The organism is Parvibaculum sp., from assembly GCF_039680535.1.
In the GTDB taxonomy this organism is placed as follows: Bacteria; Pseudomonadota; Alphaproteobacteria; order Parvibaculales; family Parvibaculaceae; genus Parvibaculum.
The window spans coordinates 219,077-237,192 of sequence record NZ_JBDKSS010000014.1; the positions used below are offsets into that span (position 1 = coordinate 219,077).

20 protein-coding genes are annotated in these 18,116 nt (G+C 63.5%); 4 read left to right on the top strand and 16 right to left on the bottom strand.

The genetic code is table 11. The features are described 5' to 3' along the window. Positions 1-25: 25 nt before the first annotated feature. From recO to folK, 11 genes are all read right to left on the bottom strand, one after another. Positions 26-766, bottom strand: a complete 741-nt coding sequence (gene recO, locus ABFC66_RS11695) for a DNA repair protein RecO (protein WP_346741134.1) — start codon at positions 764-766, stop codon at positions 26-28. Positions 767-859: 93 nt separating this feature from the next. Next, positions 860-1,789, bottom strand: coding sequence for a GTPase Era (gene era, locus ABFC66_RS11700; protein WP_346741135.1), 930 nt, complete (start codon positions 1,787-1,789; stop codon positions 860-862). Continuing rightward, the gene (rnc, locus tag ABFC66_RS11705; RefSeq protein WP_346741136.1) at positions 1,782-2,495 is read right to left on the bottom strand and encodes a ribonuclease III; all 714 of its coding nucleotides are present in this window, start codon (positions 2,493-2,495) and stop codon (positions 1,782-1,784) included. The genes era and rnc overlap by 8 nt, the downstream gene beginning before the upstream one ends. Continuing rightward, the gene (gene lepB / locus ABFC66_RS11710) at positions 2,492-3,250 is read right to left on the bottom strand and encodes a signal peptidase I (RefSeq protein ID WP_346741137.1); all 759 of its coding nucleotides are present in this window, start codon (positions 3,248-3,250) and stop codon (positions 2,492-2,494) included. The genes rnc and lepB overlap by 4 nt, the downstream gene beginning before the upstream one ends. A gap of 98 nt (positions 3,251-3,348) precedes the next feature. Next, positions 3,349-3,771 carry a holo-ACP synthase gene (gene acpS / locus ABFC66_RS11715; protein WP_346741138.1) on the bottom strand — a complete coding sequence of 141 codons (423 nt, stop codon included), beginning with the start codon at positions 3,769-3,771 and terminating at the stop codon, positions 3,349-3,351. After that, positions 3,768-4,526 (bottom strand): pyridoxine 5'-phosphate synthase, encoded by a 759-nt coding sequence (locus ABFC66_RS11720; protein ID WP_346741139.1) that lies wholly within the window; start codon positions 4,524-4,526, stop codon positions 3,768-3,770. The genes acpS and ABFC66_RS11720 overlap by 4 nt, the downstream gene beginning before the upstream one ends. Positions 4,527-4,547: 21 nt before the next feature. Next, positions 4,548-5,135, bottom strand: a complete 588-nt coding sequence (locus ABFC66_RS11725; RefSeq protein WP_346741140.1) for a DUF2062 domain-containing protein — start codon at positions 5,133-5,135, stop codon at positions 4,548-4,550. A gap of 10 nt (positions 5,136-5,145) precedes the next feature. Continuing rightward, on the bottom strand, positions 5,146-5,730 hold the full coding sequence (gene pyrE, locus ABFC66_RS11730) for an orotate phosphoribosyltransferase (RefSeq protein WP_346741141.1): 585 nt from the start codon (positions 5,728-5,730) through the stop codon (positions 5,146-5,148). Positions 5,731-5,809: 79 nt separating this feature from the next. After that, complete coding sequence (locus ABFC66_RS11735; protein WP_346741142.1) at positions 5,810-7,960, bottom strand: bifunctional (p)ppGpp synthetase/guanosine-3',5'-bis(diphosphate) 3'-pyrophosphohydrolase; 2,151 nt, start codon at positions 7,958-7,960, stop codon at positions 5,810-5,812. A gap of 143 nt (positions 7,961-8,103) precedes the next feature. Next, entirely contained in the window at positions 8,104-8,526 is a 423-nt protein-coding gene (rpoZ, locus tag ABFC66_RS11740; RefSeq protein ID WP_346741143.1) for a DNA-directed RNA polymerase subunit omega, read from the bottom strand. 109 nt (positions 8,527-8,635) lie between these two features. Further along, a complete protein-coding gene (folK, locus tag ABFC66_RS11745; protein WP_346741144.1) occupies positions 8,636-9,178 on the bottom strand; it encodes a 2-amino-4-hydroxy-6-hydroxymethyldihydropteridine diphosphokinase in 543 nt (180 codons plus the stop codon). Positions 9,179-9,329: 151 nt separating this feature from the next. Here folK and ABFC66_RS11750 point away from each other — a divergent pair, with 151 nt between their 5' ends. After that, positions 9,330-9,950 (top strand): NYN domain-containing protein, encoded by a 621-nt coding sequence (locus tag ABFC66_RS11750; RefSeq protein WP_346741145.1) that lies wholly within the window; start codon positions 9,330-9,332, stop codon positions 9,948-9,950. A 17-nt stretch (positions 9,951-9,967) separates the two neighbouring features. Beyond that, positions 9,968-10,624, top strand: a complete 657-nt coding sequence (locus ABFC66_RS11755; RefSeq protein WP_346741146.1) for a uracil-DNA glycosylase — start codon at positions 9,968-9,970, stop codon at positions 10,622-10,624. A gap of 120 nt (positions 10,625-10,744) precedes the next feature. On the opposite strand, the gene ABFC66_RS11760 is transcribed toward ABFC66_RS11755, so the two are convergent. The 4 genes from ABFC66_RS11760 to dapA are packed head-to-tail and all read right to left on the bottom strand — an operon-like array spanning position 10,745 to position 13,735. After that, the gene (locus tag ABFC66_RS11760; RefSeq protein WP_346741147.1) at positions 10,745-11,416 is read right to left on the bottom strand and encodes a sulfite oxidase-like oxidoreductase; all 672 of its coding nucleotides are present in this window, start codon (positions 11,414-11,416) and stop codon (positions 10,745-10,747) included. Next, positions 11,413-12,342, bottom strand: a complete 930-nt coding sequence (locus tag ABFC66_RS11765) for a DMT family transporter (protein WP_346741148.1) — start codon at positions 12,340-12,342, stop codon at positions 11,413-11,415. Before ABFC66_RS11765 ends, ABFC66_RS11760 begins: the two co-directional genes overlap by 4 nt. Further along, a complete protein-coding gene (smpB, locus tag ABFC66_RS11770; RefSeq protein WP_346741149.1) occupies positions 12,342-12,839 on the bottom strand; it encodes an SsrA-binding protein SmpB in 498 nt (165 codons plus the stop codon). The genes ABFC66_RS11765 and smpB overlap by 1 nt, the downstream gene beginning before the upstream one ends. Before the next feature lie 20 nt (positions 12,840-12,859). Next, positions 12,860-13,735, bottom strand: coding sequence for a 4-hydroxy-tetrahydrodipicolinate synthase (dapA, locus tag ABFC66_RS11775; protein ID WP_346741150.1), 876 nt, complete (start codon positions 13,733-13,735; stop codon positions 12,860-12,862). Positions 13,736-13,972: 237 nt separating this feature from the next. Between dapA and ABFC66_RS11780 the strand changes: the two genes are divergently transcribed. Further along, a complete protein-coding gene (locus ABFC66_RS11780) occupies positions 13,973-16,486 on the top strand; it encodes a lytic transglycosylase domain-containing protein (protein ID WP_346741151.1) in 2,514 nt (837 codons plus the stop codon). Continuing rightward, the gene (locus ABFC66_RS11785; protein ID WP_346741152.1) at positions 16,483-17,352 is read left to right on the top strand and encodes an alpha/beta hydrolase; all 870 of its coding nucleotides are present in this window, start codon (positions 16,483-16,485) and stop codon (positions 17,350-17,352) included. The genes ABFC66_RS11780 and ABFC66_RS11785 overlap by 4 nt, the downstream gene beginning before the upstream one ends. Here ABFC66_RS11785 and ABFC66_RS11790 read toward each other — a convergent pair whose 3' ends face one another. Beyond that, positions 17,353-18,057, bottom strand: coding sequence for a hypothetical protein (locus tag ABFC66_RS11790; RefSeq protein ID WP_346741153.1), 705 nt, complete (start codon positions 18,055-18,057; stop codon positions 17,353-17,355). Between the last annotated feature and the right edge of the window lie 59 nt (positions 18,058-18,116).

An 18,116-nucleotide genomic window follows, 5' to 3' on the forward strand; every position in this document is an offset into this window, starting at 1 on the left:
GCCACATCTGACGTTGAAATGCAGCCTAGATCGCCTCGGCCCGGCTGCGCGTGAATACGCGTTCGGCGAGCCGGATCCGCGCATCGGGCAGGTGCCGGCCATGCGGCGTGAACAGGTGCCGGTCGAGGAAATGCCCCGTGATTCGGAACCCCTCCGCGACATCGTCGGGCGTCGCCACGCCTGCCTGCGCGCCGATCAGGAATTGCGGCAGGCGAAAGAGCCGCTCCTTATAGGGGTCGCCCGCCTCCCGGCTCACCGCGCCGCCGCTGCGGGGCGAGATATAGACGAGATCGTCGCGCGAGCCCGTCGCGGCGCACTGGCCGAGATCGAGGCCGAAGCCCATTTCCTGCAGGAGCCCCAATTCCCAGCGCACGAAGACGGCGGGCCATATGTCCGGGTCTTCCATCGTGTCGAGCAGAAGCTCGAAGCCCCCATAAAGCGCGGGATGCGCCTCGCGCTCGGGGATGACGCCCGCCACCGCGCAAGCGGCGCTCAGGCCCATGAGCGAAAAGGCATCCTCCATCAGCAGGCCCGCCCGCGGCTTCATCAGCTCCGCCGTATAGGTGCCGAGATGCTCGGAGAGCCTCGCCCGCCAATGCGCCGAGAGGCTGTTCCCGGCCTGAAGCGAACTCTTGTGGCGGCGGCCCGCGCCGCCGCGCACGAGCCCCAGATGGCGGCCATGCTCGCGGGTAAAAAGCTCCAGAATGGCGCCGGACTCGCCATAGGCGCGCGCCGAGAGGACAATGCCCTCGTCACGCCATTCCATGGCGACCGACCCTGTTGAAGCGTTTTCTCAACATGGGCGGATTATAGCGGAAAGACGGGTGCTTGCGCGACCTATCGAACCCGATCGCTCCGCTCATTCCTTGGGGAAATCGAGGCCCATTTCGCGGTAACGCTCGCGGTCGTCGCCCCAGTTCTCGCGCACCTTCACGAAGAGGAAGAGATGCACCTTCGTTTCCAGCATCTCCTCAAGCTCCTTGCGCGCCAGTTGCCCGACCGTCTTGATCGTCTGCCCGCCAGCGCCGAGGACGATCTTCTTCTGGCTGTCGCGCTGGACGAAGATCACCTGCTGGATGCGGATTGAGCCATCCTTCTTCTGCTCCCAGCTTTCCGTTTCGACGGTGAGTTCATAGGGCAGTTCGTCATGAACGCGCAGAAAGAGCTTCTCGCGTGTCACCTCCGCCGCGAGCGAGCGCAACGGAACGTCAGCCGTCTGATCTTCGGGATAGTGCCACGCGCCCTTCGGCATCTGGTCCGCAATGTAGCGCTTGAGGTCCGCAACGCCGTCGCCGGTCAACGCCGAGATCATGAAAGTCCGGGTGAAGAGGCCCGTTTCATTGAGTTCGGCGGCGAGCTTCAGCAGCTTCTCGCGGCCCTTCTCGCTCGTCATGATGTCGGCCTTGTTGAGCACCAGAACGGCCTTCCGCCCCTGCTCCTTCAGCCCATCGAGCACGCGCTGCAAATCCTCGCCGCGCTCACGTTCGGTATCGACCATCAGGATGATGACGTCGGCATCGCCCGCCCCGCCCCAGGCAGCATCGACCATGGCGCGGTCGAGCCGGCGCTTCGGCTTGAAGATGCCCGGCGTATCGACAAAGACGATCTGCGTGTCGCCCTCGATGGCGATGCCGCGAATGCGGGCGCGGGTCGTCTGCACCTTGTGGGTGACGATGGCGACCTTGGAGCCGACCATGGCATTCAGAAGCGTCGACTTGCCCGCATTCGGCGCGCCGATGATGGCGACAAAGCCGCACTTCGTCTCTTGGGGTTTCGCGGTATCAGTCATTTTCAGTCCAAACTCTTTCACGTATCAGCATGGCGCGCGCTGCGGCCTGCTCCGCCTGACGTTTCGAGCTTCCGCTGCCCGTCGCCGCCGGCAATCCCTTCACTTCGATCTGCACCTCGAAGGCCGGCGCATGATCGGGGCCCGAACGGCCGATTTCCTTGTAGATGGGCACTCCGCGTCCGTGCCCTTGCGTCCATTCCTGTAGCGCCGTCTTCGCGTCGCTGAGAACCCGTGTCGGCGTCGCGACGAGATATGCCCATTCGGCAGCGATGAAGCGCGTCGCAGCTTCCAGCCCGCCATCGAGATAGAGCGCCGCGATCACCGCCTCGCAGGCATCGGCAAGGATCGCCGCCTTCTGGCGCCCGCCAGCCCGCTCCTCGCCGGGCCCCAGCAGAAGATGCGGACCGAGGCCGATGCGCTCCGCAATGGTGGCGCAGGCTTCCTTGCGCACAAGCGCATTATAGCGCACTGCGAGTTCGCCTTCTTCGGCTTTCGGATATTCACGCAGCAGCCATTCGGCGACGGCAAGCCCGAGCACCCGGTCGCCCAGGAACTCCAGCCGCTGATTGCTGAACTGGGCCGGAGACTGGGCGCCCGTCAACGCGCTCGGGTGACTGAGCGCCAGATCGAGAAGCGACTTGTCGACGAACACATGACCAAGCCGCGTCTCAAGCGCGCGGCCTTTATTGCTGCGGTCCCTGCTCAATCGACCCACTTGAAAATGCGGCCCCATCGGATCGACGAGGGCCAGTTCCAGATTTCCCAGAAATGGGCGCTGCCGTCGGTCGAGAAGAAAATGATCTCGGCCTTGCCCACGAGATTTTCGAACGGCACATAGCCGACGACGCTCGGCACGCGGCTATCGGCCGAATTGTCACGATTGTCGCCCATCATGAAATAATGCCCCGGCGGCACGACATAGACGCCCGTATTGTCGGTCACGCTCTCCTCGATCAGATCGAGCGTCGTGTAGGAAACGCCATTCGGCAGCGTCTCGCGATATTGCGGAATACGCTGCACGTTGCCGAGATTGTCGCGGGCCACGAAATCCTCGACGCGCACGCGCGGCACCGGCTGGTCGTTCAGATAGAGAACGCCATGCTTCATCTGGATCGTGTCGCCGGGAAGGCCGATCAGCCGCTTGATGAAATCCGTGCGATTGTCCGTCGGCTTCTTGAAGACGACGACATCGCCGCGCGTGGGTTGGCCGGATAAAATGCGGCCGTCAAACAGCGGCGGGCTGAAGGGCAGCGAATGCCTGGAGTAGCCGTAGCTGTATTTCGAGACGAAGAGATAGTCACCGATGAGCAGGGTCGGCACCATCGAGCTCGATGGAATATTGAAAGGCTGGAACAGCAGGGCGCGAATGACCAGCGCGATCAGCAGCGCATAGCCGATCGTCCGCGCGTTCTCCCCGAGGGAGCCGGTCCCGGCCTTCTTGATATTGTCAGTCATCGTCATCATCGAGCTCCTGGCGCCCTACCTGCCCCCGCAGGCCGTCCCGACAAGGGACGGCGGACCATACCACACCGTCGCAGACGGCCAACCGTCTCCGCGCTTCAACCCTGCCCTTCGGCCAAATTGCGGGCCGGAATGGCCGAAATTATGACAAAGGCCTGCGCCAGCGGGAAATCGTCGGTGATCGTTATGTGGATCACCGCCTCCATCCCAGCCGGAGTGAGGCTCCTCAGGCGCTCCGCCGCACCGCCGGTCAGAGCCATGGTCGGCTGCCCGCCCCGGAGGTTGACCACCCCCATATCCCGCCAGAAGACGCCCCTGTTGAGCCCGGTGCCGAGCGCCTTGGCGCAGGCTTCCTTGGCCGCGAAACGCTTGGCGTAGGACGCCGCCCGATTGCGCCGCCGATCCGACTTCTGGCGTTCGACATCGGTGAATATGCGCTGGATGAACCGCTCACCAAACCGTTCGAGCGTCTTTTCGACGCGGCGAATATCGATCATGTCGTTGCCGATACCGAGGATCATGCGGCATGGACTCCCGCGCGAGCCTCGTCCATCAGCGCGCGCATCTGCCGGATCGCCGGGCCGAGCCCGATGAAGATCGCCTCGCCGATCAGAAAATGGCCAATATTCAATTCGGCAATCTGCGGCAGCGCCGCCACCGGCTTCACATTGCCGAAGCTGAGCCCATGGCCCGCATGAACCTCAAGGCCGAGTTCGACGCCGTCCCGCGCCGCCTTCGTGATCCGCGCCAGTTCCTCCGCCTGCTCCAGGCCCGTCCTATCGCAATAAGCGCCGGTGTGAAGCTCGACCACCGGAGCGCCGAGGGCGCGAGCGGCTTCGAGCTGGCGCACATCCGGATTGATGAAGAGCGAGACCCGGATGCCCGCATCGCCGAGCCGCCGAATGATGGGCGCAAGTTTTTCGCGCTGGCCGGCCGCATCCAGCCCGCCTTCGGTCGTCACTTCCTCGCGCCGTTCCGGTACGATGCAGCAGGCATGCGGGCGATGTCGCAAGGCGATCTCCAGCATTTCCTCGGTCGCCGCCATTTCGAGATTGAGCGGCAGGCCGATTTCCTTCATCAGCCTGTCGATATCTTCATCGCGGATGTGGCGCCGGTCTTCGCGGAGATGGGCCGTGATCCCGTCCGCGCCCACGGCTGCCGCAGCAAGGGCCGCACGTACGGGATCTGGATGCTCGCCGCCACGGGCGTTCCGGATCGTCGCGACGTGGTCGATGTTCACGCCGAGGCGCAGATGCGCCGTCTTTGTCCCGCTCATCTCTCGAAACTCCCGCGCGCCTTATTCCTGTTCGTCGTCCTCGTCGCCCATCGTCTCCTGCGCCGTCGTGCGGGCAAGAACACGGGCCTCAAGCTGCTCGCGCCGCCGGAGCTGATAGGCCGCGACGGCAGTCTTCACGATGAAATATGTCACCAGCGCTCCCGCAATGCCGAGCGGCAGCGAGCCGACCGCCATCGGCACGAGCACCGGCAAGATCATGTCGAACGCCTTGTGGCTCATCAGAACTTCCGAGAAGTTCACGTGATGGCGCCCCGACATGCCCAGGATCCGGTTGCCCACATCATAGGTCGCGATCCAGATCGGGGGATAGCTCAGCGGATTGCCGACCAGGGTTCCAAAGGCCGCCGCGATGAGGTTTCCCCGGAATACCCAGGCGATCACGAGCGCCATCATGATGTGGAAGCCGAGAAATGGCGTGAAGGCGGTAAAGGCGCCGGCGGCCACGCCGACCGCGATGGTGTGCGGCGAGCCGGTCAGGCGCCAGACGCGGCGCCAGACATACCGGCTCGCACGAATCCAGCCGATGCGGGGCCAGAGCGACTCTCGCAGCTTTTGCAGCGGGTGAAGTTCGACCCTACGCCGGAACACCGATCAATCCTTACTTGAGGCCTCGGCTGCCGGGCTTCGTCGCCGGTATCTTCGCAAGCTCCGGCGGAAGCTTGTCCGCCGGATAGGCCGGCACGTCGATCTGCGCGAGCGAGATGAGCTTCACGCCGACCTTCGCCTTGCCGCCCGAACGGTCGATCAGGCAGGCCGCGGCGACGACGCGCGCGCCCGTCTTCCTGATCGCAGCGATGCATTCGCGCGAGGAAAGGCCGGTCGTCACGATGTCCTCGACCATCAGGACGTTCATGCCCTTCTTGAGCTCGAAGCCGCGCCGCACGGCGAACTCGCCATTCTCACGCTCGACATACATGGCCGGAACGCCGAGATGCCGCGCCGTCTCGTAGCCGGGAATGATGCCGCCGACGGCAGGCGAGACGATCGCGTCGATCGGCTTGTCGATCTCTTCGCGCACCTTCGCCGCCAGCGCCTTGCAGAGCTTCGACGTGCGCTTCGGGTTCATGAAGACGCGCGCCTTCTGCAGGAAGAGCGGGCTGTGCAGTCCCGATGAAAGGATGAAGTGGCCGCGAAGCAGCGCTCCCGACTTCTCGAATTCCTTGAGAACCTTAGCCTCTTTCATGGCGCTCCCCATTTTGTGCCGCTTCGAAATACCAGATTTCGCCTGAGATGACCCGGAAATTAAATGCCCGCGACGCGGCTCAACGGCGCGGCCTCGAGACCTTGCTCACCGCCGACAGCCCGTTCAACGCGGCCATGATGCGCGTCAGATGCTTGAAGTCGCGCACTTCGAGATCGACCTGCATGTCATAGAAATCCGCGTCGCGCTGCGTCATCGAGAGATTTGTAATGTTGCTGCCATAATCCGCGATCAGCGAGGTGATATGGCCGAGCGAGCCCACCTCGTTGCGCGCGGTGATCATCAGCCGCGCCGGGAAAACCTGCGGATGCTCGGGATCGATGTCCCATTTCACATCGAGCCAGCGCGTCAGGTCGCCGTCGAATTCTTCCAGCGCGGGCGAGTCGATCGGATAGATCGTGATGCCCTTGCCCGGTGTGACGATGCCGACGATCCGTTCGCCCGGCAGCGGGAAGCTGTTAGGCGCCATGCTGATCGCGAGGCCGGACCCGCGCCCCGTGAGCCGCACCACCGCGTGCTCGTCCCCGGCGCCATTGCCCTTTACAGCCTTGCGCTTGGCGCTCTTCTTTACCGGCAATTCAGGGTAGACGGCCTCAAGCACCTGCTGGCCCGTAAGCTCGCCCGCGCCGACGGACGCCAGAAGATCGTCCACGTCGTCCTGATGCAACGCGCCCGTCGCGCGTTGCAGGATGACATCCGTCATCTCCTTACCTGCAGCGTCGAAGACGCCCTTCAGTATCTGGCGTCCGAGACGCCCGAACTCCGCGAGCTTCACCTGACGGATCGAGCGGCGGATCGCGGAGCGCGCCTTACCCGTCGCCACAAAGGCTTCCCAGGCGGGCGACGGACGCTGCGCCTGCGAGCGGATGATCTCGACTTCATCGCCATTCTGCAGAACGGTGCGCAGCGGCATATGGCGGCCGTTGATCTTGCAGCCCACACAACTGTCGCCGACATTCGTATGCACGGCATAGGCGAAGTCGATGGGCGTCGCGCCGCGCGGCAGCGTGATGAGCAGCCCCTTGGGCGTGAAGCAGAAGACCTGATCGGAGAACATCTGCAGCTTGGTGTGCTCCAGAAACTCCTCCGGCGTGCCGCCATGCTCCAGCATTTCGATAAGCTGGCGCAGCCAGCGGAATGTGCTGGCGAATTCCGCCGACTTCTCCGCCCCGCCCGCGCCTTCCTTGTAGAGCCAGTGTGCGGCAATGCCGAGTTCGGCCAGCTCGTGCATCTTGTGCGTTCGGATCTGGACTTCGACGCGCTTCTGCTCCGGCCCGATCATGGTCGTATGGATGGAGCGGTAGCCGTTGTTCTTCGGCGTCGAGATGTAATCCTTGAAACGTCCCGGCACCATCGGCCAGTTCGTATGCAGAACGCCGAGCGCACGGTAGCAATCGGCCACATCGTCCACGATGACGCGAAAGCCGAAAATGTCGGAAAGCTGCTCCAGCGAAATGGCGCGGCGCTCCATCTTGCGCCAGACCGAATAGGCGCGCTTCTGCCGCCCGTCGACCTTGCAGGCAAGTCCCGCCTCCTGCAGCTTCGCCTGCAGGTCGCTGGCAATGCGCTCGACGATGTTGCCGCTCGCGGCGCTGAATTCGGCGAGCCGCTTCATCAGCGTTTCGCGCGCCTCGGGGTTCAGCTCCTTGAAGGCGAGGTCTTCCAGCTCTTCGCGGATTTCCTGAATGCCCATGCGGCCGGCGAGCGGCGCATAGATGTCCATCGTTTCCTGCGCGATGCGGGCCCGCTTTTCCGGCGAGGAGATGTATTGCAGCGTCCGCATGTTGTGCAGGCGGTCGGCAAGCTTCACCAGCAGCACGCGAATGTCGTTCGACATGGCGAGCAGGAATTTGCGGAAGTTCTCCGCCTGCTTGGAATGTTCAGACGTCAGCTCGATGCGCGTGAGCTTGGTCACGCCGTTGACAAGATTGGCAACCTCCACGCCGAAGAGCCTGGTCAGCTCTTCCATGGTCGAGCCGGTATCCTCGATCGTGTCGTGCAGGAGCGCGGTGACGATCGTGGCGGTGTCGAGCTTGAGGTCCGTCAGAATGCCGGCGACTTCGATCGGGTGCGAGAAATAAGGGTCGCCCGAGGCGCGCTTCTGGCTGCCATGCTGCTTCATGGCATAGACGTAGGCGCGGTTGATCAGTGCTTCGTCCGCCTTGGGATCGTAGCCCAGTATCCGATCGACCAACTCATACTGGCGCAGCATTCTCGAAACCAGCCTGCCTCCGTCCAACTTCGCCCGAATAGCTCCGGGCTCAAAACAAAAGCGCCGCCCTTACCTTCCGGCCGGGGCGGCGCTCTAAACCGATTGACGCACGGGAGCGGAAGGAATGTCCGCCTTGCGGTCGCTTAGTCTTCCCCGTCCATGTCGTCCGCGTCGGCGGATTTCTGCTGCGGCGAGTCGATCTGGCTCTGAATGGCGCGGAGGAGCTCCTCTTCGCTCATGCGGTCGCCGCCGGCGCCCGCGCCGAACGTGTCAATGTCGGCGGCCGTCACTTCGCCAGCCGTCAGAAGCTGCAGGCTCTCGGCCTCCGGCTCGTCCGTCTCGACGCGCTTCTGCATCGTGCCGATCAGGTCTTCGCGAAGATCGACCGGAACGACGGTCCGCTCGGCGATCTCGCGCAGCGCCACGACGGGATTCTTGTCGTTGTCGCGGTCGACGGTCAGCTCGGCGCCTGCCGACATGGCGCGCGCACGGTGCGCGGAGAGCAGAACCAGCTCGAAGCGGTTCGGCACCTTGTCGACGCAATCTTCAACGGTCACACGCGCCATTGTTGCAACTCCGGGGTAAGGCGGGAAATCTATTGTGCGGTGTATGTAGGGGCTCGGCAAGGAGAAAGCAAGCAGAAACAGGCTCTTAGGAGCCAAAGCCCCGGCTTCCTCAGGAGATTTTCTCAATTCCCGCAAGCGCGCCAATGCCTTGCGCCGCCTGAAGGCGGGCCAGAAGCTCGTCCGGGCCCTGCCCCGTCACCGGATGGCGCCATTCCGGGGCGACCTCGGCCAGCGGCACCAGAACGAACCCCCGGTCGGGAATGCCCGGATGCGGCAAGGCCAGCGGCAGCTCCCCAAGCCCGGCATCGGCGCCCCGGCGTCCGACCGGCGGCACCACCATCCCGTCAAAATCGAGCAGGTCGATATCGATGGTCCGCTCGCCCCAGCGAACGCGCCGGACGCGACCGAACATTGCCTCGATCCGGTGCACCATTCTGAGAAGGTCCGCCGGCGGCAGCGCAGTCTCCACCACGGCGACACCGTTTACATAGGGGGGCTGTGAATAAGGCGTGATCGCGGGGGTCTGGTACCAGGACGAACGGCGGCGCACGGAAATGCCAAGTGAAGGCATCAGTTCGAGCGCCTTCTCCAACACCGTTATTGGCTCACCGTGAACAGACGTAAGATTTGCGCCAAAGGCGAGCAGGATCATTTCAATTTGTCCATGTAGATGAATCCCCGTTTTCAAAGCAAATCGGCTTCTATAGTTTCTGGCCGTGAACAGCCACCCCAAGCCGCGCTCAGTCGCCGGGCCTGTCTATTTCAACCCAACAAAGACTTTTGGCTACTCCCGGGAGTGCACCATGAATTTCTATCCCCAGGAACGCATCGCGCTCTTCATCGATGGTGCGAACCTTTATTCGGCCGCGCGGGGCCTCGGCTTCGATATCGACTATAAGCGACTTCTCGAACTTTTCCGCTCCAAGGGAACGCTTCTCCGCGCCTTCTACTACACGGCGCTACTTGAAGATCAGGAATATTCGCCGCTTCGCCCGCTTATCGACTGGCTCGATTACAACGGCTTCTCGGTCGTGACCAAGCCCGCCAAGGAATTCACGGACGCCACGGGCCGCCGCCGCGTCAAAGGCAATATGGACATCGAGCTCGCCATCGACGCGATGGAAATCGCCGACAAGGTCGACCATGTCGTGATCTTTTCCGGCGACGGCGATTTCCGCCGTCTCGTCGATGCCATTCAGCGCAAGGGCAAGCGCGTCTCCGTCGTTTCCACGACCCGCAGTTCGCCGCCCATGATCGCGGACGAGCTTCGCCGTCAGGCCGATCAGTTCATCGACCTGGAGACCTTGCGGGGCTTCATCGGCCGCAATGCCGATAATCGCCCTCAGGTGGTCCAGCCTGCGGACGATGACGACGACTTCTACGACGACGAAGAAGACGATATCGACCTTCCCGCGCGCGCCTGAACGCGATAAAAGGCGGCATGTCAGAAATCGAAGCAGCGGCGCCCGAAGCGCCGCGCGACTGCCAGCTCTGTCCCCGCCTCGTCGCCTATCGGCGCGAAAATCAGGCCGCTCACCCGGACTGGTATAATGGCCCCGTGCCTTCATTCGGCGACGAAAAGGCGCGCCTTCTCATTGTGGGCCTCGCGCCCGGCGTTCAGGGTGCCAACCGCACCGGCCGCCCCTTCACCGGCGACTATGCGGGCGACCTTCTCTACTCGACGCTGATCGAGTTCGGCTTCGCCAAAGGCGAGTTCAAGGCCCGTCCCGATGACGGGCTGACGCTGCATGACGCGATGATCTCAAATGCCGTGCGCTGCGTGCCGCCGCAGAACAAGCCGACGCCGCTCGAAGCGAAGACCTGCCTGCGTTTCTTTTCCGCGCGTCTCGCCGCCCTGCCGAAGCTCACCGCCATTCTGGCGCTTGGCCGCATCGCCCATGACAGCGTGCTGACCGCGCATGAAGCGAAGCGTTCGAAATTCCCCTTCGCCCATCAGGCGAGCCACGACATCGGCAACGGCCTGCGCCTCTTCGACAGCTATCACTGCTCGCGCTACAACACGAACACGCGGCGCCTGACGCCCGAGATGTTCCACGACGTGTTCAGGGATATTCGGGCGTATCTCGATCGGCGCTGATTCAGCGGCCTTCATCCTTCGAGATGCGGGCTCGCACCCGCTCCTCAGGATGAGAGTCTGGCTTTATGAGCCTCATCCTGAGGAGGGCCAAAGGCCCGTCTCGAAGGATCAACCCCACCCTCAGCTATAGCGCTCTTCCGTCCACGGATCGGCTTCGTTGTGATAGCCGCGCTCTTCCCAGAAGCCGGGCTTGTCGACCGGGCTGAACTCGATCCGCTGGATCCACTTCGCGCTCTTCCAGAAATACCATTGCGGCACGATGGCGCGCACGGGCCCGCCATGTTCGCGCGTCAACCGTTCGCCTTCCCAGGCATGGGCAAGCAGCACATCGGGCTCAGCAAAGACTTCGAGCCTGATGTTGGTCGTGTAGCCATCATGGGAATGAAAAATGACGTGCCGCGCATCGGCCGTTGGCTTCACGAGATCGAGGATCGTGCGGGATGAAACGCCGTCCCAATGGTTGTCGTAGCGGCTCCATGTCGTCACGCAATGAATATCGCTGACGTAATGGACCTGCGGCAGCGCCATGAATTCGTCGAAGCGCAGCGTCACCGGATTTTCGACCGCGCCATCGATGACGAGCTGCCAGCTCTCCACCGGAATTTCCGGCTGGATGCCGAGGTCGAGCACCGGCCATTTCTCGACGAGATGCTGGCCCGGCGGCAATCTGTTCTCGCGTCGGAGATCGGCCTTGCCGGTCAGGTGCCTGCCCTCGGCTGCGGTCCGCTCCTTGGAGCGGATCAGCTTGTCCTTGATCTGCCCGATCAGGCCGGGTTTGTCGCCGTCACTCATTTCCCGCCTCCTCGCCGCGCCTCCGCGAATGCCAGCCCGCCCAAAATCAGCGCCATGCCCAGCGCGTGATAGAGGTGGAACGGCTCTCCCAAAAGACCGACCGCAAGCAGGCTCACCATCATCGGCACGAGATAGATCGCGACGCCGGCGCGCGACGGTCCAAGCAATTCGATGCCGCGATTATAGCAGAAATAGGCGGCGACCGCCGGAAAGAGCGCGACATAGAGAATGGCGCCGACGCTCACTTCCGTGAGCGGCACAGGTCGCCCGTTCAGGCTTTCGATCAGGTATGGCACCAGCAGCGCGACCGACGAGACGCCGAATATGCCAGCGAGCAGGCTCAGCGGATGCACCGCCGGCTTCCATTTCAGCACGATCGAATAAAAGGCGTTGAGCACGACGCCGACGACGATCCAGACGTCGCCACGCGTGAAGGAAAGTCCGAGCATCCGCCCCAGATCGCCCTGAAAGATGATCGCGAGCACGCCCGCAAAGGCGACCGCCATGCCGGACACCTGCCGCAGGCTCGTCCGCTCGCCGAGGATCGGAATGGCGAGCATGAGGATCGTCACCGGAATGAAAGCCTGCAGGAGCCCCGCATTGATCGCCTGCGTGGTCTGAAGCCCGATATACATGCAGAGATTGAAGCTCGCGCCGCCGAGCGTGCCGAGGCCGAGCATCACGGGCCATGCGCCGAGCATGCTCCGCCACTCCACGCGCAAATGACGCCACGCGAAGGGAAGCACGATCAGGAAAGCGAGGAACCAGCGCCAGAAGGAAAGACCGATGGGCGGCATGCCCCGTTCGATGGCGGCGCGGCCGATAATGGCGTTGCCGCTCCAGAAAAGCGCCACAAGGAAGAGAAGAAAATATGGCTGGTTGAACAGGAAGCCTGATGCACGCGCTACAAAGCCGGGACGCTGCATTACCCGCGTTCCCGCATCACGCGAGCCTTGTCGCGCTCCCAGCTACGCTGCTTTTCGGTTTCCCGCTTGTCGGCGAGCTTCTTGCCCTGCGCGAGACCGATTTCCACCTTCACGCGGCCCTTGTCGTTAAAATACATCTTCAACGGAACAAGCGTCATGCCCTGTCGCAGCACGGCCTGCGAGAGCTTGTCGATCTCGCGCCGATGCAGCAACAGCTTACGGGGCCGCCGCGTCTCGTGGTTGAACTGATGCGCCTGCAGGTAGACGGGAATATAGGCGTTGACGAGCATGATCTCGCCCTGCTTCGTCGCCTGCGCATAGGCCTCGTTGAGGCTGCCCTGCCCGACGCGGAGCGATTTCACCTCGGTGCCCTTCAGCTCGACGCCGGCTTCAAAGACGTCGGAGATCGAGTAGTTGAAACGCGCCTTGCGGTTGTCGGCAATGATCTTCCGGCCGTCTCCCAGCTTTTTCTTTGCGCCGCCGCTCTTCGATGACATGGGCTCTCGGTTTCAGATACTCAGTTGATGAGGCCGGCATGACGCATGGCGCCACGGACCTTCTCGCGCGTCGGTTCGGTCACCGGCACCAGCGGCAGGCGCAGCTCGTCGCGGCAAAGGCCAAGCAGGCTCGCCGCGTACTTGATCGGGCCGGGGCTCGGCTCGATGAAAAGGTTGTGGTGAAGCGGCATGAGCTTGTCGTGAATCTCCAGCGCCTTCTTGTAATCGCCGGAGAGCGACGCGTTCTGGAACTCCGCGCAGAGCTTCGGCGCGATGTTCGCCGTCACCGAGATGCAGCCCTGCCCGCCATGCGCGTTGAAGCCCAGCGCCGTTCCATCCTCGCCGGAAAGCTGGATGAAGTCGGGGCCCATGGCCTGACGCTGAAGGCTCGCGCGGGCGAGGTTCGCGGTCGCATCCTTCACGCCGACGATATTCTTCAGCTCGAAGAGGCGCGTCATGGTCTCGACGCTGATGTCGACAATGGTGCGGCCCGGGATGTTGTAGAGAATGATGGGCAGGTCGACCGCATCGTTCAGCGCCTTGAAATGCTGATAGAGGCCCTCCTGCGACGGCTTGTTGTAATAGCCCGTCACGCAGAGCGCGCCATCGGCGCCGACCTTCCTGGCGTGATGCATCAGCTCCAGCGCTTCGGCCGTGTTGTTCGAGCCGGCGCCAGCGATGACCGGAACGCGCTTCTTCGTCACTTCGACGCAGATCTCGACGACCTTGCGATGTTCTTCATGGGAAAGCGTCGGCGACTCGCCCGTGGTCCCGCAGGGAACGAGCCCATGCGTACCCTCGGCGATCTGCCATTCAACCAGTTTGGCGAACGCGTCCTCATCCACCTTGCCGTCCCTGAACGGGGTGATGAGAGCGACGTACGATCCCTTGAACATGTTCCTCAAGCTCCAAAGCCCCGCATTTCCGGGGACGCCCGCCTTCCGGGCGGCGCGCACGATAACCATAACCCACGGGCGCGGCAAGAAATCCGCCGAAATCGGCAAGCGATGCGACTTGCGGCCCATTGCCCCGCTTGTTACCACAACGCTAATGTCAATGAACGATAAACCGGCGCCGAATCGCAAAAAGCCGGCTGTCGTCGAAGGGGTCGATGGCGTTCCTCCGGGGGGACGATGCGGCCGGAATTCATGAACTGGAACGAGTCATTGTCGGCTCCTGAGCGCGATCGAAGGCCGAACCGGGCAAAACCCCGAAGGTCGCCGCGCGTCGCGCACCTCCTGATCCTGATGCTCGGCGCCTGCCTCGCCTTTGGCCCCGCAAGCTTCGCCGCGGCCGAAACCTCCGCCACGACGCCCCACAAGACGACCTCCAAAGCTCATACGAAGAAGCCTGCCGAAAAGGCCGCCAGCAAGGCCAAGACGGCGAGCAAGAAGAGCACCGCCAAAAAGTCTGCCAAGAAGACCGCGTCCAAGAAAACTGCGAAGAGCAAGACCGCGGCAAAAAAGCCGACGCCCAAGCGCCATCTCGCGGTGGTGAGCTCAACCCTGCTCACCAAGGCCGACCTCGCCGCCTTGAACGACGCCTATGCCGAAGCCGATCGAGGCAACTGGCCGGAAGCCATGCGCCATGCCGGCCGGATCGCCGATCCGACGGCGGCGAAACTCGTTCTGTGGTCTCGCCTCGTTGCGCAGGATTCGGGCGCCACTCTGGCCGAGATCGTCGCTTTCCAGCAGCAGAACCCCGACTGGCCCCGTCAGGCGCTCCTGTCCCGCCGCGCCGAAGAGGCGCTTCTCGCCTTTTCGATGAGCGATCAGGATGTGCTCAACTGGTTTGGCGATCACCCGCCCGTGACCGGCGAAGGCCGCCTGCGTTATGGCAAGGCCCTCGCCGCGAATGGCCGTAACGACGAAGCGCGAGAGTGGATTCAGCGCGCCTGGGTGGAGAACGATTTCACCCTCGCCCGCCAGAAGGAAATCCTGAGCGGCTTCCGCCCCTATCTCACCGCCGCCACCCACAAGGCGCGGCTGGACCGGCTGCTTTTCGACGAGCGCAGCGCCGATGCCCGGGCCACCGCGGCACTGATCGGCGCGGATGCGCAGAAGCTCGCCGACGCGCGCATCAAGCTCATGACGCGCTCGACGCTCGCACCCGGCGCCCTATCGAGCCTGCCCTCGTCGCTCAGATCGGACCCCGGCCTCATCTACGACCAGATCCGTTATGAACGCCGCCAGGGCAATGACGAGAAGACGGTCACGCTGGTCATGACGGCGCCAAGCGCGCCCCACGCCATGGTCGACGCGGACGCCTGGTGGATCGAGCGCAAGATTGCCGCGCGCAAGGCGCTCGCCGTCGGGCAGTACAAGCAGGCCTATCAGATCGTTTCCCAGCACGGGCTGAAGACCGGCGCCGACTTCGCCGAAGCGGAATTCATGTCGGGCTGGATCGCACTCCAGTATCTGAACAATGCGAACACTGCACTTTCCCATTTCGCGCGCCTCAACGACGCCGTGTCGACGCCGATCAGCAAGGCGCGCGCGGAATACTGGTGCGGCCGCGCGGCGGAAGCCGCTCGCGACAAGACCGTCGCGGAGCTCTACTACCGCAAGGCGTCCACCTATCCGACGACGTTCTACGGCCAGCTTGGCACCGCCGCCCTCGCGGGCATGAACGGCGGAACGGCGCGTCTGCACCTGCCGAAAGACCCGGCGCCAACCGCTGGCGCCAAGGCATCCTTCGAGAAGCTCGAACTCGTCCATGCGACCAAGGTGCTGCACGATCTCGGCCGCACCGACCAGATGTGGAGCTTCATGCTTCACCTCGCCGACATTCTCGATGATCGCGGCGAACTTGCGGAGCTTTCCGACCTCGCGCTCAAATATGACGAGCCGAAGCTGGCGCTGCGCATCGCGAAGGCCGCCGCGCAGCGCAACATCGTCCTGCCGCAGCGGGCCTATCCGGTCGCTCGCATGCCGGAATACCGCGTGAAGGGCCCGACAGTCGAAAAGGCGCTGGTCTATGGGCTTTCGCGTCAGGAAAGCGAATTCGACGCAGGCGTCGTCAGCCCCGCAGGCGCGCGCGGCCTGATGCAGCTCATGCCGGGCACGGCAAAGCTCGTCGCAAAGCAGATCAAGGTTCCCTATTCGGCCGATCGCCTCACCAGCGACCCGTCCTATAACGCCATGCTCGGCTCGGCGCATCTCGGCGACCTCATCGAGAACTATTCGGGTTCCTACATCATGAGCGTCGCGGCCTATAATGCCGGCGGCTCTCGCGTGGGAGAATGGGTCGATCAGTTCGGCGATCCGCGCTCGGGCACCGTCGATCCCATCGACTGGATCGAGAACATCCCCTTCTCCGAAACGCGCAACTACGTTCAGCGCGTGATGGAGAACACCGAGATTTACAGAACGCGTCTCACCGGCCAGCCGGGCAAGATTCGCCTCGAAGAGGATTTGCGTCGGCGTAACGGCGGCCCCATTCCCGTCATCGCGAAGACGCCGCCTGCCGACGGCGGCGACATGGCGCTTTCTCCCTCGCTCGCGCTGCCGTCGACCGCCATGGCGCCGGTCGCGGACGACGAAGACAGGCCCGCCGACGCCAAGCCGGTGAAAGAGGCCGTGGCTGACGCCGACACCGCCCCGACGCCCAGGCCCATCGCGCCCAATCGGACGCATTCGAAGCAATGACGGCACAGCCCTACCGCGAACTGTTCTATACGACGCAGGACGGGCTGCGCCTGTTCGCGCGCGACTATGGCACCCGCGCATCGCGGGCGACGCCGGTTATCTGCCTTCCGGGCCTCACCCGCACCTCGCGCGATTTCGAAGCCTTCGCCGAACGCCTCTCGGCGACGCGGCGCGTCCTCTGCGCCGATCTGCGCGGACGCGGCCGCTCGCAATATTGCGAGAGCTGGACGGACTACACGCCCGCCCATGAGATGCTCGATACTTTCGACCTGATGGGGGCAGCCGGCATTCACCGCGCCGTATTCGTCGGGACGTCGCGCGGCGGCATCGTCACCATGCTTATGGCGGCGCAGCGGCCCAACGCGATTGCCGGCGTGATCTTCAACGATATCGGCCCCGAGATCGACATTGCCGGCCTTAAACGCATCGCGGGTTACGCCGGTATCGGCGAGGCCCCGCCCGACTGGACCGAGGCGGCGTTCCGGCTGCGCATGGCGAATGAGCGCGAGTTTCCCAACCTCACCAGCGAGCAATGGTACGCCTATGCGCGGCGCACCTTCGCCGAGGAGAACGGCGCGCCGAAGATCGATTACGACGCCAGGATCGGCACGGCGCTGCGCAAGGGGCTCGAAGCAGCGAATGGCGCGCTTCCCGACATGTGGGCGCAGTTCAAGGCTGTGAACCATGTGCCGGCGCTCGTCATCCGCGGCGAGAACTCGGACATCCTTTCAGCCGAGACCGTGATGCGCATGGAGGCCGGCCATCCCGACCTCGTGAGCGTCACCGTCAAGGATCGCGGCCATGTTCCCTTCCTCGACGAGCCCGAGGCGGTCGCCGCTCTCGACGCATTTTTCGAGCGCATCTGACTAGCCCTTCCTGATGCGCAGCATGCGGGTCGCGCCGCGCTGGAATTCGAAGGGGACCGGAACGAGTTCAGCAAATAGCCCCGCCTCCTCCAGCGCCTCCATGACGACCGGTAGATGGCTCGACGGGCGCCCGTCGAGATTGATGAGCGGAAATATCCGCACCTCCCGGGCGACCCGCGCGAGTTCCTTCATCGCGGCCACATGAAAGGCCGCATCGAGATCGTCGCCATATAGAAAAAGCAGATGCGAGCAGAGCGCCGTTTGAAACGCGTCGTTTCCGAACGGCAATGCGGGCAAGGAAGCGGGCACGTATCTCTCCCGGCCCCGAACCTCGAAGTCGGCAAGAAAAATGTCGAGCGCCTCGCGCCTGATCCTCTCGATCCGTTCAGGCGATCCATATCGCTTCCAGTTGAAGCGATATTGCGCAACGCGCAGGCCCGCCATCATGTCATTGCGGGTTTCCTCGAAGCGATGCCGGATGGCGGCGCCGCTCGCCGCATAAATCGGATCGCAAGCCAGAACCTCAATCCCATGCCCGGCCGCTTCCGCCGCGAAAGACGCGGGCCCTCCGCCCACATCGAGAACAGCGCCTTCCAGCGGCAGATCGGCGAGCGCAAAGAACTCCGCATACTCGTCGTAACGCCGCCCCCAGGGCACGATGCCCTGCAGGTCAAATTCCTTTCGTATTGCTGCTTCCTTGAACATCCTGCGCTCCGTAATGGCGCCGGCGGCTGCCCCTGAAGGCGCCTTCCATCCGATTACGG

What these genes read in the sequence shown, in the direction of transcription:
- recO (WP_346741134.1), bottom strand. Translation starts at nt 766, where the DNA reads ATGGAATGGCGTGACGAGGGCATTGTCCTCTCGGCGCGCGCCTATGGC.
- era (WP_346741135.1), bottom strand. Translation starts at nt 1,789, where the DNA reads ATGACTGATACCGCGAAACCCCAAGAGACGAAGTGCGGCTTTGTCGCC.
- ABFC66_RS11735 (WP_346741142.1), bottom strand. Translation starts at nt 7,960, where the DNA reads ATGCTGCGCCAGTATGAGTTGGTCGATCGGATACTGGGCTACGATCCC.
- lepB (WP_346741137.1), bottom strand. Translation starts at nt 3,250, where the DNA reads ATGACGATGACTGACAATATCAAGAAGGCCGGGACCGGCTCCCTCGGG.
- ABFC66_RS11790 (WP_346741153.1), bottom strand. Translation starts at nt 18,057, where the DNA reads ATGTTCAAGGAAGCAGCAATACGAAAGGAATTTGACCTGCAGGGCATC.
- ABFC66_RS11765 (WP_346741148.1), bottom strand. Translation starts at nt 12,342, where the DNA reads ATGCAGCGTCCCGGCTTTGTAGCGCGTGCATCAGGCTTCCTGTTCAAC.
- pyrE (WP_346741141.1), bottom strand. Translation starts at nt 5,730, where the DNA reads ATGAAAGAGGCTAAGGTTCTCAAGGAATTCGAGAAGTCGGGAGCGCTG.
- ABFC66_RS11720 (WP_346741139.1), bottom strand. Translation starts at nt 4,526, where the DNA reads ATGAGCGGGACAAAGACGGCGCATCTGCGCCTCGGCGTGAACATCGAC.
- ABFC66_RS11755 (WP_346741146.1), top strand. Translation starts at nt 9,968, where the DNA reads ATGTCAGAAATCGAAGCAGCGGCGCCCGAAGCGCCGCGCGACTGCCAG.
- smpB (WP_346741149.1), bottom strand. Translation starts at nt 12,839, where the DNA reads ATGTCATCGAAGAGCGGCGGCGCAAAGAAAAAGCTGGGAGACGGCCGG.
- rpoZ (WP_346741143.1), bottom strand. Translation starts at nt 8,526, where the DNA reads ATGGCGCGTGTGACCGTTGAAGATTGCGTCGACAAGGTGCCGAACCGC.
- acpS (WP_346741138.1), bottom strand. Translation starts at nt 3,771, where the DNA reads ATGATCCTCGGTATCGGCAACGACATGATCGATATTCGCCGCGTCGAA.
- ABFC66_RS11750 (WP_346741145.1), top strand. Translation starts at nt 9,330, where the DNA reads ATGAATTTCTATCCCCAGGAACGCATCGCGCTCTTCATCGATGGTGCG.
- folK (WP_346741144.1), bottom strand. Translation starts at nt 9,178, where the DNA reads ATGATCCTGCTCGCCTTTGGCGCAAATCTTACGTCTGTTCACGGTGAG.
- ABFC66_RS11785 (WP_346741152.1), top strand. Translation starts at nt 16,483, where the DNA reads ATGACGGCACAGCCCTACCGCGAACTGTTCTATACGACGCAGGACGGG.
- dapA (WP_346741150.1), bottom strand. Translation starts at nt 13,735, where the DNA reads ATGTTCAAGGGATCGTACGTCGCTCTCATCACCCCGTTCAGGGACGGC.
- ABFC66_RS11780 (WP_346741151.1), top strand. Translation starts at nt 13,973, where the DNA reads ATGCGGCCGGAATTCATGAACTGGAACGAGTCATTGTCGGCTCCTGAG.
- ABFC66_RS11760 (WP_346741147.1), bottom strand. Translation starts at nt 11,416, where the DNA reads ATGAGTGACGGCGACAAACCCGGCCTGATCGGGCAGATCAAGGACAAG.